The sequence below is a fragment of the Bradyrhizobium sp. INPA03-11B genome, from assembly GCF_040446015.1.
Lineage (GTDB): Bacteria > Pseudomonadota > Alphaproteobacteria > Rhizobiales > Xanthobacteraceae > Bradyrhizobium > Bradyrhizobium macuxiense_A.
In genome coordinates, this window is sequence record NZ_JASGSR010000001.1 from 86442 (window position 1) to 101783 (window position 15342).

Here is a 15342-nt window from a genome sequence, read left to right on the forward strand (position 1 = left end):
ACCGCATCGCAGATGCACGCCACGCGCTGCGGTGATCCCGCTCCTCGCATCGAGGCGGCACAATTATTTGGTGCCGGTCGCCATCGACACGACATGAGGACCTTGCGCTTCACATGCCGCCGATGGTCAACTCGCTGATCGGAATGTTCCTGCATCATTGGGGGAAACATGAAGTTCAAGTTGATTGCGGTCGCGGCCGGCCTAGGGCTCGCACTCGCCGCCACGGCGGCGGTGGCCCAGACACCGCGCAAGGGCGGGACGATTCGCATGACGGCGCCCTACGGCTCCAGCTTCACCAGCATGGACATCCACACGACACCACGCGCCCAGGACGAGATCTACGCCAAAGCCCTGCACCGCTCGCTCTATATCTGGGATTCCACCGAGGGCAAGCCGGTTCTGGAACTTGCCAAGGAGGTCGTCGTCTCGGGCGGAGGTCTCGTTCATACCTTCAAGCTGCGCGACGACGCCTATTTCCACAACGGCCGCAAGATGACGGCGGACGACATCATCTGGTCCTACAATCGCATCATGGACGGCACCAAGGCCTATCCCGGCGCGCGCTTCGTCCGCATCATCGAGGGCGCGGCCGAGGTCGAGAAGGGCCAGGCCAAGGAAATCTCCGGCCTGAAAAAGATCGACGACTTCACCCTCGAAATGAAGCTGACCGAAAAAGTCGATCCCGCCTTCTACTTCTTCACCGCGCTGACCTCGATCTATCCCGCCGACGAGGGCGCGAAGGAGAGCTTCATCCAGAAGCCGATCGGCCTCGGTCCGTTCAAGTTCGTCGAGCACGTGCCGGGATCGCGTATCGTGCTGGAACGCTGGGACCGGTTCTACAAGCCCGGCAAGCCATACGCCGATAGGCTTGTCATCTCGCTGATGGGCGAAGCCGCAGCGCGCGATGTCGCCTTCCGCAACAAGGAGATCGACACCTCGGTGCTGGGGCCTGCACAGTATGTCGCCTATCAGGCCGACCCCGACCTCAAGGGCACCATCGTCGAGGTCGCCGAGGTCTTCACGCGCTATGTGGGGATGAATCCCGCCTTCAAGCCATTCTCCGACAAGCGGGTTCGCCAGGCCATCAACTACGCGATCGATGCCGATCTGATCATCAACAAGCTGGTCAAGGGCAAGGCCTATCGCGCCACGAGCTGGCTGCCTCTGACCTCGCCAGCTTACGACAAGACGATGAAGCCCTACCCCTATGATCCCGCGAAGGCGAAGCAATTGCTCGCGGAAGCGGGTTATCCCTCGGGCTTCGAATTCGAATGGACCACCAGCCAGAATGAGAGCTGGGGCCTGCCGATCGTCGAGGCCGCGATCCCGATGCTGGACAAGGTCGGCATCAAGGTGAAGGTGAAGCAGGTCGAGACCGCGGTGCTGGCGGAGGTCATTCGCAAGGGCGACTTCCAGGCCTTCATCTATTCCCAGGCGACCGGCCCGGATCCGCAGGCCGCGCTCAAATGCTTCCACTCGGCGACGCCGCAATCGGCCTGCAACTACACGAACTTCAAGAACGCCGAGTTCGACAAGGTGATCGATGAAGCCGGGCAGGCTGACGACGCCGCCAAGCGCGTGCAACTGCTGCAAAGGGCCAATGCGCTGCTCCGTGACGAAGCACCGGTCTGGTTCTTCAACTACAACAAGGCGGTCATGGCGGTGCAGCCCTGGCTCAAGGGAATTCAGCTGGACGCAACCGAACTGACCCACCAGAATGTCGAGGACCTCTGGGTCGACGAGACCTCGCCCGCGAAGTGACAGGTGCTCCCTCCATCACGAGACATGATGGAGGGAGTGAGGAAAACGTCCAATGCTCTCCTTCGCGATCCGTCGAGTCCTGCAAACCATTCCGACCGTGCTGGCCGTCGTGATGCTGATCTTTGTGCTGTTCAGCGTCGTCCCGGGCAGCATCGTGTCGAGCATGGGCGACGACGGCCGCGGCCCGACCGATCCGCAGGTCGTGGAACGCATGAAGAAGCAGCTCGGCCTCGACGATCCGGTTTACGTGCGCTTCGGCTCCTATATCGCCAAGCTCGCGACCGGTGATTTCGGCACCTCGTTCCGGACCCGCGAGCCGGTCACGACCATGATCGCCAAACGAATGTGGCCGACGCTGCAATTGATCTTCGCGGCCCTGGCATTCGCGGTTGCGGTCGGCGTACCGCTCGGCTTCGTCGCCGCGCTGAGGCCGGGCAGCATCGTCGACACGATCTCGATGGTGCTGGCGGTGTCCGGCCTTTCAATGGCCAAGTTCTGGCTCGGGCTATTGCTGATGTATCTGTTCGCATTGAAGCTCGGCTGGCTGCCGAGCTTCGGCTATGGCGATGGCGGGCTCAAATATCTGCTGCTGCCTGCCGTGACGCTCGGCGTCTCGCCGATGGCGCTGCTGGCGCGGACGACGCGTGCGGCGGTGCTCGAGATCATGACCGCGGATTTTGTCCGCACCGCGCGCTCGAAGGGCATGAGCGAGACCCGGGTCGTGACCTGGCACGTGATGCGCAATGCCCTCGTCATCATTCTCACCGCGATCGGCCTGCAATTCGGCGTCGTGATGGGCCAAGCGGTCGTCGTCGAGAAACTGTTCTCCTGGCCGGGCATCGGCTCGCTGCTGGTCGACAGCGTCCTGCAGCGCGACATTCCGGCCGTTCAAGGCACCATTCTTGTCGTGGTGCTGTTCTTCCTCACCGTCAATACATTTGTCGACCTGCTCTACGGTGTGATCGATCCAAGGATCAGATACGCATGAGTGGACGTCGGTTTCACCACACCTGTGTACGATGGACCGTGCGTCACGTCGGGGCGGCTGCGATGAAGCTTGGCACCAGCGCGATCATCGGCGGGATGCTGTTCGCGCTTGCGATCTTCGTCGGCCTGTTCGCGCCTTGGCTGGCACATACCGATCCGGTCATGGGCGCCAACCTCATGAATGCGGAAGAGCCACCGAGCTGGATCTGGTGGTTCGGCACCGATGCGCAGGGCCGCGATATCTATTCCCGCGTCGTGCACGGCGCGCGCATCTCGCTGACCGTCGGCATCGTCTCGCAGCTCGTCAACAGCGTCATCGGCGTGACGCTGGGCTTGACCGCGGGCTATTGGGGCGGCTGGTGGGACGATGTCGTCAACGGGCTGACCAATGTCATGCTGGCGATCCCCTCGCTGATCTTCGCACTCGCCATCATGGCGGTGCTTGGACCCGGCCTGACCAGCCTGCTGATCGCGCTCGGATTGACCAACTGGTCCTTCACCTGCCGGATCGCGCGGGCCTCGACGCTGTCGCTCAAGAGCCAAGGCTATGTGCAAGCTGCGAGAGTGCTCGGCTACGGAGATCTGCGCATCATGATCACGCAATTGCTGCCGAACATGATCGGCCCCATCATCGTCATCGGCACGCTCGGCATGGGCGGTGCGGTGCTGGCCGAAGCCTCGCTCTCGTTCCTCGGCCTCGGCATCCGTCCACCCTATCCCAGCTGGGGCAGCATGCTGTCGGAGGCGCGCGACCAGATCACCACGGCGCCATGGCTGTCGGTCTTCCCGGGCCTTGCGATATTCCTGACCGTGCTCGGCCTCAATTTGCTGGGCGACGGCTTGCGCGACGTGCTCGATCCCCAGTCGCGGAGCCGGCGCACATGACGGCCGCTCCGCTGATCGAAGTCGAGGATCTGCGCATCGATCTCGACGATGGCGCCAAACGTGTTGCAGCGGTCGAGGGCGTTTCATTCCGCATCGATCGGGGCGAGACATTCGGCCTTGTCGGCGAGTCCGGCTGCGGCAAGAGCATTACGGCGCTTGCCCTGATCGGCCTGCTGCGCCGGCCGCTCTCGATCGCCGCCGGCGCCATCCGCTTCGAAGGCCGCGAGATCCAGGGACTTTCAGCGGCCGAGCAACGCGCGCTGCGCGGCAACCGGATCGCAATGATCTTCCAGGAGCCGATGACGGCGCTCAATCCGGTCTCGCCGGTTGGCCGGCAGATCGCGGAAATGTTTGTGCTGCACAAAGGCAAGAGCTGGCGCGAGGCAAACCAGCTGGCCGTCGAGGCGCTGGCGAATGTCCGCGTCCCCGCGCCGGAGCGGCGGGTGAAGGACTATCCGCATCAGCTCTCGGGCGGCATGCGCCAGCGCGTGATGATCGCCATCGCGCTGGCATGCGATCCGGATCTTCTGATCGCCGACGAGCCGACCACCGCGCTCGACGTGACGGTGCAGGCGGAGATCATCGAGCTGATGCGCAACCTGTGCGCCGAGCGAGGCACCGCGATCCTGATGATCAGCCACGATCTGGGCCTGGTCGCCAACGTCTGCCGCCGCGTCGGCGTGATGTACGCCGGCCGCATCGTCGAGGAACGCCGCTCGGACGACATCTTCCGCGCCGGCGCGCATCCTTACACGCAAGGTCTGGTCGACTCGCTGCCACGGCTGGGGAGCCGCGCGGCGCTTGGCCGGTCGCGGCTCAGGGAGATCGCCGGCGTCGTACCCGCGATCGCGGATCTCCCGAGCGGCTGCCGATTCAATCCGCGTTGCGCGCAGGCGACCGAGATCTGCCGGACCACCGTACCGGAGACGACATGGCTCGGTGCAGGCGGCCTCGTCAGGTGCCACCATCATGCTTGACCCCGCGGTGAGGCCTGGCGACGACGTCATCCTCAGCGTGGAGGATCTCGCGGTGCATTTTCCGCTTGGCGGAGGCCTGCTCGGCGGCGGCCATCGGCTGCTGCGCGCGGTCGACGGCATCGATCTCGAGCTCAAGCGCGGTGAGTGCCTCGGTCTCGTCGGCGAATCCGGTTGCGGCAAGTCGACCGTCGCCCTTTCGCTGCTTGGGCTGCTGACGCCGACGCGGGGCAGGATCGTGCTGGACGGGCACGTCGTGACGGAGCGGCGGTCGGTCGATCGAAAGCGATTGGCCCGCATCGCCCAGATGGTGTTTCAGGATCCCTACGCCTCGCTCAATCCACGCCAGACCGTTCGTCGCACGCTTGAAGACCCGCTGCGCCTGCATGGCGTGACGGCCCAGAGCGAGATCGACGGGCGCGTTGCCGAGATGCTCAGGCATGTCGGCCTGCGGCCCGAACAGGCCGGCCGCTACCCGCATGAATTCTCGGGCGGCCAGCGCCAGCGCATCGGCATCGCCCGCGCGCTGATCCTCAATCCGAAGATCGTCATCTGCGACGAACCGGTATCGGCGCTCGATGTCTCGATCCGCGCCCAGATCATCAACCTGCTGCTGGAATTGAAGGAGAGCCTCGGCCTCTCCTACATCATGATCAGCCACGACCTCGGCGTGGTCGAGCACATGAGCGACAGGGTCGCGGTGATGTATCTCGGCCGCATCGTGGAGACGGGCGGCTGGCGCGACATCTTCGAACGGCCGGCACACCCCTATACGCAAACTCTGATCGCCGCGATTCCCGATCCGCTACGCCGCGCGCCGCTGGCGACGGCAAGGGGCGAGCTCCCCAATCCGCTCGATCCGCCGGACGGATGCGCATTCAGTCCGCGCTGTCGTTACGCCGAAGCGGTGTGCCGTCGCGAGCCCGGGCCTTCGCTTGAAACGCGTCCGGACGGGCACGCGGTCCGGTGCTGGCGAGCCGACGAGATTGCCGGTCAGCTTCCAAGCTGAATGGTGCGCTCGAGCGCCGCATTTGCCTGCGGGGCGCGTTTTCCACTAAGGTCGCCGGATGGTGACAGGCGGGTTAAAGATCACGACCGGCATCATTGCCGCAGTACTGGTCACCGCGGCGGTGGCTCAGGCGCGCAGCGTGCTGGCCCCGCTTGCGGCCGCGCTGTTCATCATCGCGATCGTCTGGCCCGTTCAGGAACGGCTGCAGTCGTGGCTGCCGAAACTCCTCGCGCTCGCCATCACCGTCGTCGTTACGACCACCGCCTGCATCGCATTTGCCTCGCTCGCGGCGTGGGGATTCGGTCGTGTCGGGCGCTCCTTGCTTGCGGATGCGGTGCGATATCAAGCCTTCTACGACGCCGCGGTGATATGGCTGGACGGCCACGGCGTCTCGTTTGCAGGCCTTTGGGCGGAGCATTTCAATGTCGGCTGGCTGCTGCGCGTCACGCAATACGTCACCGGCCGCGTCAACACCACGTTGAGTTTCTGGCTCATCGTGCTGGTCTATGTCGTGCTGGGACTTCTCGAGGTCGAAGACGCTGGTCGACGAATCCAGCGACTGGAGAATCGCACAGCCGCGCGCGTCTTGCTCAAGGGCAGCAAGGCCACAGCCGCCAAGTTTCGCAAATATATGCTGGTGCGGACGCAGATGAGCGCGGTCACGGGTCTCCTGGTCGGCCTGTTCGCCGCCGTGACCGGACTACCATTCGCGTTCGAATGGGGCGTCATCGCCTTTGTCCTCAACTACATTCCTTTCATCGGCCCCTTCATCGCGACATTGTTCCCCACGCTGCTGGCCATGACGCAGTTCGAGAGTTGGCCAGCGGTGTTTGGTGTGTTCGCCTGTCTCAACGTCATCCAGTTCGTGGTCGGCAGCTATATCGAACCGCGGGTGGCCGGCTCGACGTTGTCGATCTCGCCGTTCCTGGTGCTGTTTGCGATCTTCTTCTGGAGTTCGCTTTGGGGCCTGTTCGGGACTTTCATCGGCGTGCCGATCACGCTCGCTATTCTGACCTTCTGTGCCGAGAGTCCGTCGGCCGCATGGATCGCTGATTTGTTCGGCGGAACGCACGGAGAAGAGCCGGAAACGTCTTAGCTTCCGGCAATTTCCACCCGCTCGGGCTCGGCGAGGCAGAGCTTCCGGTCCGGCCCGACCACCATTCTGTGGATATAGATATGAGTGACCGCATCATCGGCCGCCCCCATCACCGGCGACGGGGCCGAGACGATCTTCGACGCACCGCATGTACCGATCCAATCGATATGCCGGTGACCGTGCATCACGACCGAGCGATCGGAAAACTTTTGCAGCCTGCGTACAAACCAACTGCCGTTGATCAGGGCCGTCCCGATGCGTTCGGCAAACGTCTTGACCGGCATCGGATACTCCATCAAGTGATGATGCAGCGCGATGATCCAGCATGCCGTCGGGAAATGACGGATTGCAGCCTCCAATCGCCGCGTTTGCGCTTCCGAAACCAAACCGAGCGCGTTGGTGAAGGAAAAGTGGGTTTCTGCGTTGGAGTTGAGAATGGCGATCCCGAGGCCGCCATCCCGGTCCGGCGGCAGGATCATCGGGAATTGATCATCGAACAAGCCGCGGACCGCCACTGCACGGCGCACGCCCCCGTGCTGCGCAAATTGCACTATCCGGTCTTGGTAAGGTGCCAGCGCCTGGTTCAGCGTAGCCGATGGTTTGCCGGAATCGTCGATGACACGCACGCGATCGCCCTGGACGGCCGCAATCGCCGACAGGGTACGCATCTGCCGTAGCCGCTTGCCTGGGCTGAACGGCAGGTCGAGGCGCGCGGGATTGGCGCGATCCACGACGTTAACGTCATGATTGCCCGGAAGCATGATCACGCGTGCTGCAAGCTCAGGATGGCCCGCCAATGCATCGAGAAATTCCGCCCATTCGCCGGGCCGGCCGGCATCCGTCATATCGCCGCTGATCAGCACATGGTCGAGTGGATCGACGGCGTGAATTTCGGCGAGGCGAGCCAGCACGCGATGGAAGCGCTGGTTTCCCCGCGGACCGGCCGTCCCGCTTTCGATGCGGAAGCCGTATCGCTCGCCGACCACGTGAAGATCCGACAAATGCGCAAGGCGCCAACAGCGGCCTCCGAGCGGCGTCGCGTCGAAGGCGGCAAGGTCGGCCGGTTGATCCATGCTGGCGTCGGCCACACTCCAGGCCAGTGATGCGACCGCAAGATAGCTGGACACCAGCACCACGGCGTTCGCGAACGTCGGCACCACAAGACGATGGATCAGAACAAGGTCATTGACGGTCGCAGTCCATTGCGAAGCAGGCCAGGACAGGACCGCGATCAATGCCGCACCTGCAGAGAGCAGCATGCCGGCGCCGATCGAACAATTGCGGCGCAGCCTTATGCGAGAAGGAGGAGTTGTGCCGGTTCGCCAGAGCAGTTCCGCCAGATGGCCCAGCGCCTCACGTGTGAAGGTGTAGCTCGGTTGCACCGCGAGCGCGTTCAATGACCAGAAGTTTGTTTCTGCGATTTGAAACAGCGGTCGCCCGCCGAGCCACCCTAACGCTACGATCACAACCAACGCCAGCACGGCCCCCACTTCGGACAACGCCAGAACTTGTTGCGAAAGGCTCGAGATCCAGGCGGACGCGACCAGCGGCGCAAGGCCGAGCAGCAGGCCCGGAAGCAGAAGTGAAACCGTCCAGGCGAATAACAGCTTCGCCGGGCTTATCTCAACCAGAAGGCTGCCCACGATCGCGAACAACGAACGCTGTTCGGGACTGGCGGCATTGTCCTCAAAGTCGCCATCGCGGGGATCAAGCAGCACGCCGACGTTCCTCCGTTGCGCAGCGCATTGACACAAACGCAGCTAGCGCAGCTTCCCGAAAAACTCCCGTACCTCGCCAACGAACAGCTCGGGCTGCTCGAACGCGGAGAAATGCCCGCCCTTCGGCATCTCGCTCCAGTGCTGGATGTTGGTGAAGTTGGTCTCCATCCATTTGCGGACCGGCGTGACGATCTCCTTGGGAAACACCGCAACGCCGGTCGGCACACTTACCTTGTGCGGGTTTCGCTTGCCCGGCCCGAAGCTCTCCCAATAGAGCCGTGCCGACGATGTCGCCGTCTCGGTGACCCAGTACAGCATGACATTATCGAGCAGTTCGTCGCGGCCGAGGATGTTTTCCGGATGCCCGTCGCAGTCGGTCCAGGCCCAGAACTTTTCCAGGATCCAGGCCGCTTGCCCGCTCGGTGAATCCGTCAGGGCATAACCGAGCGTCTGCGGCCGGGTCGACTGCTGCTTGGAATAGCCGGAATCCCAATCGGCATAATATTTGATGCCGTTGAGCGCGCGGGTCTCCTCCGGCGTCGGCTGCCCCTCGACATTGGGCCGCGTCGACATCGCAAGCGTGATGTGGATGCCGGCACAATGCGCCGGATCCTGACCGCCGATCGCGGTCGTGACCGCGGAGCCCCAATCGCCGCCTTGCGCGAAATAGCTGGTATAGCCCAGCCGCTCCATCAGCACGGCCCAGGCCTTGGCGATCCGGTCGACGCCCCAGCCCGTCGCGGCCGGCTTGGCCGAAAAGCCAAAGCCCGGCAATGACGGGCACACCACATGGAAGGCATCGGCGGCGCGGCCGCCATGCGCGGTCGGATCGGTCAGCGGCTCGATCACCTTGTGGAATTCGACGACCGATCCCGGCCAGCCATGGGTGATGATCAATGGCCGCGCCTCCGGATGCTTTGAGCGGACATGGATGAAGTGAATGTCGAGCCCGTCGATCCCGGTGATGAACTGGCTGAAGCGGTTGAGCCGCGCCTCGCGCTGCCGCCAATCATAGGTCTCGGCCCAATACTGGCAGATGTCCTTGATCCATTTCAGCGGCGCGCCCTGGCTCCAATCGTCGACCAGCTCGGCCTCCGGCCAGCGGGTCCGGCGCAACCGGGTGCGCAGATCCTCGAGGACATCGTCGCTGACGGTGATGCGAAACGGGCTGATGGCGGTAGTCATGGCGTCTCCCCGGTGTGCTGAGCTTTCCGGGGAAGATAGGGGCGGACCGTCAGCCGATCAAACCGTCGCGTGAGGCTATTTGCCGATCGCCGTCTCGAGCAGCGCCTGGGCCTGTTTGGTGGCTGCGGCGAATGCCGGCTGCTCCGGGGCGTGCTGAACGAAGCAGCGCTTGAAGGCGTCCTCGCCCTGCTGGCGCAGGTCGCCGAGCTTGTCGTAGGCCGCCCGGGTGATCTGCTTGCGCTCGAGCTTCTCGGCCGCTGCGTCGGCCTTCTTGTTGTAGTCGGTGCGGATCGCGGTGCAGGCCGGCACCTGCACGGTGGGCTCGATCTCGCCATAGGCGATGTAGAACCTGCCGTTGGCGAGCGCTGCGACAAACACCTCGTCGGCCGCCTCTGGGAACGAATCCTGGGTGCGGCCGGCCAGAAATCCGTAGGTCAGCGTGGCCGACGCCGGCTTGGCGACCGGCAGCTCGTTGAAGTTGATCACGGCCGCATCGGTCGAGATGGCCTGGGTGTAGAGGCCCTCGAACTTCAGCGCCGGTTCGATCTGCTGCGGCACGTTCTTGCTGCCCTTGTCCCACCAGGCCTTGTGATCGTGCAGCCAGCGCGTGAACAGGGATTCCGATGTGACGATGATGTGGGCTTTCGGCTCGACGAAGCGGCCGTCGGCACGCTTCTCGCCGATCTTGCCGCCATCCTTGCCGGTGTCGGCATCGAAGCGCAGGCCGTCGAGCATGCCGAACCCCATGTCGCCTCTATATAGAGTGTCGAGATTGAGCTGGGCGGGCGCAAAGCCCGGCCGGGCGGGCTGCGACAGGATCGCGGCCAACTGGCCCCTGAGCTCGTCGCGCGCGGCCGCCTCGGCCTTGTCGACGGCCTCGCTGATCTTGTTGTCGTTCGACAACTTGGCGAATTTGGCGATCGCGGCGTCACGCGTCGCGATGTAGCGGTCTTCCGGCGACGCGGCGCGGGCCGGTGACAGGATCAGGATCGGGGACAGGACCAGGGCAAGGCGGAAAATAAAATGCATGCCCTGTGGTCGCCCGCAGGGCATGCAAGGTTCAAGGTCACGGGTACTACCAGCATATCCGTCGCCGACAGGCCCTCTGCCGGCGACGAATCTCGTCAGGACGGACCGGTCGGGCCGGCCCTGTCGGCTGTCCTTAGTCAGGCCGCCCCCTGTCAGGCCGCTTTGGATTTCGCCACGTGGGTGGCGATCGCGTCCATCAGCGGCGGCGACAGGCAGTCATAGGGCTCGAGCCCAAGCTCCTTCAGCCGCGACCTGATCCCGGCCATATCGGCCGGCTTGACTCCGGATTCGATCACCGACGACACGAAGGCCGCAAACCCCGGAGCCGCCGAGCCGGACTCCTCGAACAGCTCGGGATGGATGAAGTCGAGGCCATAGAACGGATGGCCCTTGTTCTCGATCCGGCCGTACATGTGGGTGCCGCATCCGGTGCAGGCGTGGCGCTGGATCACCGCGGCGGCATCTACGATCTTCAGCTTGTCGCCGTTCTCCAGAACGGTGACGTTCTCGCGCGGGACGACCGCGACCACCGAGAAGGTGGCGCCCGAAGGCTTCCAGCACTTGGTGCAGCCGCAGGCGTGGTTGTGGGCGACATCGCCCTTGACCCCGACCTTGACCTTTTTGTCCGCGCATTTGCAGACGAGCGTGCCGCCGGCAAAACTGCCGGAGCCTTGTTTGACGCCATTGTCGACTGACGGGTGGATATGAACAGTCATTGGTCTATCCTCCTAGTGCTTGGTGTTTTGATTTCAGAATACGACGACCGAACGGATCGACTTGCCCTCGTGCATCAGGTCGAAGCCCTTGTTGATCTCGTCGAGCTTCAGCACATGGGTGATCATCGGATCGATCTGGATCTTTCCGCTCATGTACCAGTCGACGATCTTCGGCACGTCGGTGCGGCCGCGCGCGCCGCCGAAGGCAGTGCCCTTCCACACCCGTCCGGTGACGAGCTGGAACGGCCGGGTCGCGATCTCCTTGCCGGATTCCGCGACGCCGATCACGACCGAGACGCCCCAACCACGGTGACAGGCTTCCAGCGCCTGGCGCATCACGTTGGTGTTGCCGGTGCAGTCGAAGGTGTAGTCGGCGCCGCCGTCGGTCAGGCCCACCAGGTGCTGGACGATATCGCCGCTCACCTTGGTCGGGTTGACGAAACGCGTCATGCCGAACTGTTTGCCCCACGCTTCCTTGGAGTCATTGATGTCGACACCGATGATCTTGTCGGCGCCGACCATCTTGGCGCCTTGGATCACGTTGAGGCCGATGCCGCCGAGGCCGAACACCACGACGTTGGCGCCCGGCGTCACCTTGGCGGTGTTGACGACCGCACCGACGCCGGTGGTGACGCCGCAGCCAATGTAGCAGCTCTTGTCGAACGGCGCGTCCTCGCGGATCTTGGCGACCGCGATCTCGGGCAGCACGGTGAAGTTCGAGAAGGTCGAGCAGCCCATGTAATGGAAGACCGTCTTGCCCTTGTAGCTGAAGCGCGAGGTGCCGTCCGGCATCACGCCCTTGCCTTGCGTCGCGCGGATCGCGGTGCAGAGATTGGTCTTCTGGCTCAGGCAGCTTTTGCACTGGCGGCATTCGGGCGTGTAGAGCGGGATCACGTGATCGCCCGGCTTCACCGACGTCACGCCGGCGCCGACCTCACGGACGATGCCGGCACCTTCATGCCCGAGGATCGAGGGGAAGATGCCCTCGCTGTCGAAGCCGTCGAGCGTGTAGGCGTCGGTGTGGCAGATGCCCGTCGCCTTGATCTCGACAAGCACCTCGCCGGCCTTGGGGCCTTCCAGGTCGAGCTCGACGATCTCAAGCGGCTTCTTTGCTTCAAATGCGACTGCGGCGCGGGTCTTCATCTTGGTCTCCACAAAACATCAAACAGGTTTGTCATTCGCGCCGGTCACGCTCAGTTCTTGTTGCCCATGCAGGCGTCTTCAGCCTTGCCGTAGGCTTCCGACTTGTCTTCGTGCTTGGCCGGCCGTACGCGCTCAACCGCATCATTGGAACGAGCGCGCAGGTACACATAGAGGTCGTCCATGTAGCAAGCAACGTTCGGATTGTCGCCGAACGCCGGCATGACGTTCTCCTGCGACGTCGAGACGTTCTTGCGTCCGCTCGCGACCACGCCGAGAAAATCGGCATAGTTCATGCTCTTCAACGAGTCCTTCAGCGCAGGCGCGTACGTCGAACCCATACCATCGGGCCCGTGGCAAACGTGGCATTCCGAATGGTATCGGCGATATCCGGAGTAGGTGTACCAATCCACGGTCCCGTCAGGCGCAACCTTGTAGGTCGGGTTACCGTCCTTATCGAGATACTTGCCGTCTTCGGATTTGACCGCCGTCGGGTCGCCGGGAGCTTCGGCAAAGGCAACTCCTTCCATTGCCACGACGAAGATCGCAGCAGTCACAAACCAGATCTTACGCAAAAGCATATCCTCGCGTGCGGATTGAAGACGGACCGGCGCATGGAGATCGCCCCATGCGCCGGAACGAGGCTTGCTCAGCTCACTGCTGCGGCAGCGAGAACACGGTGAGCGTTCCACCGAGCGCGGTGTAGTTGCTCAGCGCCGCATAGCCGCCGACTGCGCCAAGACCGGCCGTCGGGTCAGTCAGGCCGGCCGCGAGGCCGATGCCTGCCCAACCACCAACACCCGACAGAACTGCAACGTACTGCTTGCCGCCATTTTCATAGGTGGTGACGTTGCCGATGATGCCGGACGGAGTCTTGAACTTGTAGAGCTCCTTGCCCGTCTTGGCGTCGACTGCCTTCAGGTAGCCTTCCAGCGTGCCGTAGAACACCACGCCGCCGGCGGTTGCGAGCGCACCCGACCAGACCGAGAACTGCTCCTTGTTCGACCACACGATCTTGCCGGTCTTGCCGTCCCAGGCAATGAAATTGCCCATGTTGGTCTCACCGGGAGGCGGATACATCGACAGCGTCGCGCCGACATAGGGCTGACCTGCGGTATAGCTCACCTTGAACGGCTCGTAGTCCATGCAGACGTGGTTGGTCGGCACGTAGAACAGTTGCGTGTCGGGCGAGTAGGCCGCCGGCTGCTCGTCCTTCGAACCCAGCGCCGCCGGGCAGATGCCCTTGACGTTGTGGTCTTCGCCGGCCTTGTCGGTCGACGCTGCATCAAGAACCTTCGGACGACCATAGGTCGGCGAGCTCTTGTTCATGTCGACGCCGGAGGTCCAGTTCACCTTCGGATCATACTTCTCGGCGACCAGCAGTTCGCCGGTGGCGCGATCGAGCGTATAGCCGAGGCCGTTACGATCGAAGTGCGTCAGCAGCTTGCGCGGCTTGCCGTCGATCGACTGATCCGAGAGGATCATCTCGTTGACGCCGTCATAGTCCCATTCGTCATGGGGCGTCATCTGGTAGACCCACTTGGCAACGCCGGTATCCGGGTTACGCGCCCAGATCGTCATCGACCACTTGTTGTCGCCGGGACGCTGCTTCGGATTCCAGGTCGAGGGATTGCCCGATCCGTAATACACGAGGTTCAGTTCGGGATCGTAGGAGATCCAGCCCCAGGTCGCGCCGCCGCCGATCTTCCACTGATCGCCTTGCCACGTCTTCAGGCTCGAGTCCTTGCCGATCGGCTTGCCGAGCTCGGTGGTCTTGTCGTCGACCAGGATCTGGTCGTCGGGACCTTCCGAGAAGCCACGCCAGACCAGCTTGCCGGTCTTGAGGTCGTAGGCCGTCATGTGGGCCTGAACGCCGAACTCGCCGCCCGAGATGCCGATCAGGACCTTGTCCTTGATGACCATCGGCGCCGATGTACCGGTCGATCCCTTGCTCGGATCGCCGTTCTTGACGCTCCACTCCACCTTGCCGGTCTTCGCATCGAGCGCGACCAGCGTGGTATCGGCCTGGTGCAGAAGGATCTTGCCGTCGCCGTAGGCGAGGCCGCGATTGACCGTGTCGCAGCACATCACCGGAATGACGTTCGGATCCTGTTTCGGCTCGTACTTCCAGACGATCTGATTATCCTTGGAAAGGTCAATAGCGTAGACCTTGTTCGGGAACGGGGTGTGCACGTACATCATGTTGCCGATGATCAGCGGTCCGCCTTCGTGACCGCGCAGCACACCGGTCGAAAACGTCCAGGCGACCTGCAACTTTCCGACGTTCTGGGCGTTGATCTGATTCAGCTTCGAGTAACGCTGATTGGTGTAGTCGCCCGTCGGCATCACCCAGTCTTTCGGGTTCTGCGACATCTTGTGGAGTTCGTCATTGGCGCTGGCAGCTCCGACGGCAAACACCGCCATTGCCCCAAGGCCAGTCGCGTAAAGCATCTTGCGCATCGTGGATTTCCTCCCAGGTTCAAGAGCTCAAGGGTTTCCGCCGAAACGGCCCCACTTCTTCCATTTTGGTGCCCCAGTCGTAGTCCGATCGAACCCTGCTGACTTGCCCAATAGAGAAGAGCCGTTTGCTCAAAAGCGAAGCTGCGACAGATTTTTGCAGGCCCGCCCCGAATGGGTGGCAAAGGTTGCTTCATGTTGCAGGGCATCAATCGCGGCCGGCACATTCGAAGCGCCAGATTGACGCGTTCTAAGGTTGCGCTTGACGAGCCCAGAACTAAGTCGGAGGATCACCCGACATTAACCGGGAAGAAATCCCGCCACCTCCCTAAGCTGTTCAGAATCAGGGAGAAGGCGCATCATCCCGGGCCAGATTGAGCTCGGT

General features: G+C 63.1%; 13 protein-coding genes. 6 read left to right on the forward strand and 7 right to left on the reverse strand.

Translation table 11 applies throughout. The features are described 5' to 3' along the window. The first annotated feature begins 168 nt into the window (after window positions 1-168). The 6 genes from QMZ05_RS00470 (at window position 169) to QMZ05_RS00495 (ending at window position 6712) form a co-directional block, all read left to right on the forward strand. Window positions 169-1761 carry an ABC transporter substrate-binding protein gene (locus QMZ05_RS00470; protein ID WP_353698974.1) on the forward strand — a complete coding sequence of 531 codons (1593 nt, stop codon included), beginning with the start codon at window positions 169-171 and terminating at the stop codon, window positions 1759-1761. A 52-nt stretch (window positions 1762-1813) separates the two neighbouring features. Continuing rightward, window positions 1814-2749 carry an ABC transporter permease gene (locus QMZ05_RS00475; protein ID WP_353698975.1) on the forward strand — a complete coding sequence of 312 codons (936 nt, stop codon included), beginning with the start codon at window positions 1814-1816 and terminating at the stop codon, window positions 2747-2749. A gap of 62 nt (window positions 2750-2811) precedes the next feature. Next, window positions 2812-3633 (forward strand): ABC transporter permease, encoded by an 822-nt coding sequence (locus QMZ05_RS00480; RefSeq protein WP_353699082.1) that lies wholly within the window; start codon window positions 2812-2814, stop codon window positions 3631-3633. Further along, window positions 3630-4610 carry an ABC transporter ATP-binding protein gene (locus QMZ05_RS00485; RefSeq protein WP_353698976.1) on the forward strand — a complete coding sequence of 327 codons (981 nt, stop codon included), beginning with the start codon at window positions 3630-3632 and terminating at the stop codon, window positions 4608-4610. The genes QMZ05_RS00480 and QMZ05_RS00485 overlap by 4 nt, the downstream gene beginning before the upstream one ends. After that, entirely contained in the window at window positions 4603-5616 is a 1014-nt protein-coding gene (locus tag QMZ05_RS00490; protein ID WP_353698977.1) for an oligopeptide/dipeptide ABC transporter ATP-binding protein, read from the forward strand. Before QMZ05_RS00485 ends, QMZ05_RS00490 begins: the two co-directional genes overlap by 8 nt. 58 nt (window positions 5617-5674) lie before the next feature. After that, window positions 5675-6712 (forward strand): AI-2E family transporter, encoded by a 1038-nt coding sequence (locus tag QMZ05_RS00495; RefSeq protein ID WP_353698978.1) that lies wholly within the window; start codon window positions 5675-5677, stop codon window positions 6710-6712. Here the strand turns inward: QMZ05_RS00495 and QMZ05_RS00500 are convergent. From QMZ05_RS00500 to xoxF5, 7 genes are all read right to left on the reverse strand, one after another. Next, the gene (locus tag QMZ05_RS00500; protein WP_353698979.1) at window positions 6709-8430 is read right to left on the reverse strand and encodes a metallophosphoesterase; all 1722 of its coding nucleotides are present in this window, start codon (window positions 8428-8430) and stop codon (window positions 6709-6711) included. The genes QMZ05_RS00495 and QMZ05_RS00500 overlap by 4 nt on opposite strands. Window positions 8431-8472: 42 nt before the next feature. After that, entirely contained in the window at window positions 8473-9615 is a 1143-nt protein-coding gene (locus tag QMZ05_RS00505) for an epoxide hydrolase family protein (protein WP_353698980.1), read from the reverse strand. A gap of 75 nt (window positions 9616-9690) precedes the next feature. Then, the gene (locus QMZ05_RS00510; RefSeq protein WP_353698981.1) at window positions 9691-10644 is read right to left on the reverse strand and encodes a hypothetical protein; all 954 of its coding nucleotides are present in this window, start codon (window positions 10642-10644) and stop codon (window positions 9691-9693) included. A gap of 152 nt (window positions 10645-10796) precedes the next feature. Next, window positions 10797-11360 (reverse strand): S-(hydroxymethyl)glutathione synthase, encoded by a 564-nt coding sequence (gene gfa / locus QMZ05_RS00515; protein WP_353698982.1) that lies wholly within the window; start codon window positions 11358-11360, stop codon window positions 10797-10799. A 33-nt stretch (window positions 11361-11393) separates the two neighbouring features. Beyond that, window positions 11394-12503, reverse strand: coding sequence for an S-(hydroxymethyl)glutathione dehydrogenase/class III alcohol dehydrogenase (locus QMZ05_RS00520; RefSeq protein ID WP_353698983.1), 1110 nt, complete (start codon window positions 12501-12503; stop codon window positions 11394-11396). Window positions 12504-12553: 50 nt separating this feature from the next. Next, window positions 12554-13030 (reverse strand): c-type cytochrome, methanol metabolism-related, encoded by a 477-nt coding sequence (locus QMZ05_RS00525; RefSeq protein ID WP_353699083.1) that lies wholly within the window; start codon window positions 13028-13030, stop codon window positions 12554-12556. A 124-nt stretch (window positions 13031-13154) separates the two neighbouring features. Beyond that, window positions 13155-14960, reverse strand: a complete 1806-nt coding sequence (gene xoxF5 / locus QMZ05_RS00530; RefSeq protein ID WP_146987541.1) for a lanthanide-dependent methanol dehydrogenase XoxF5 — start codon at window positions 14958-14960, stop codon at window positions 13155-13157. Window positions 14961-15342: the final 382 nt, after the last annotated feature.

Bases quoted from the DNA above. Each gene is read 5' to 3' on its own strand.
- gfa (WP_353698982.1), bottom strand. From the start codon at position 11,360: ATGACTGTTCATATCCACCCGTCAGTCGACAATGGCGTCAAACAAGGC.
- QMZ05_RS00490 (WP_353698977.1), top strand. From the start codon at position 4,603: ATGCTTGACCCCGCGGTGAGGCCTGGCGACGACGTCATCCTCAGCGTG.
- xoxF5 (WP_146987541.1), bottom strand. From the start codon at position 14,960: ATGCGCAAGATGCTTTACGCGACTGGCCTTGGGGCAATGGCGGTGTTT.
- QMZ05_RS00505 (WP_353698980.1), bottom strand. From the start codon at position 9,615: ATGACTACCGCCATCAGCCCGTTTCGCATCACCGTCAGCGACGATGTC.
- QMZ05_RS00495 (WP_353698978.1), top strand. From the start codon at position 5,675: ATGGTGACAGGCGGGTTAAAGATCACGACCGGCATCATTGCCGCAGTA.
- QMZ05_RS00510 (WP_353698981.1), bottom strand. From the start codon at position 10,644: ATGCATTTTATTTTCCGCCTTGCCCTGGTCCTGTCCCCGATCCTGATC.
- QMZ05_RS00525 (WP_353699083.1), bottom strand. From the start codon at position 13,030: ATGGAAGGAGTTGCCTTTGCCGAAGCTCCCGGCGACCCGACGGCGGTC.
- QMZ05_RS00520 (WP_353698983.1), bottom strand. From the start codon at position 12,503: ATGAAGACCCGCGCCGCAGTCGCATTTGAAGCAAAGAAGCCGCTTGAG.
- QMZ05_RS00475 (WP_353698975.1), top strand. From the start codon at position 1,814: ATGCTCTCCTTCGCGATCCGTCGAGTCCTGCAAACCATTCCGACCGTG.
- QMZ05_RS00485 (WP_353698976.1), top strand. From the start codon at position 3,630: ATGACGGCCGCTCCGCTGATCGAAGTCGAGGATCTGCGCATCGATCTC.
- QMZ05_RS00470 (WP_353698974.1), top strand. From the start codon at position 169: ATGAAGTTCAAGTTGATTGCGGTCGCGGCCGGCCTAGGGCTCGCACTC.
- QMZ05_RS00480 (WP_353699082.1), top strand. From the start codon at position 2,812: ATGAAGCTTGGCACCAGCGCGATCATCGGCGGGATGCTGTTCGCGCTT.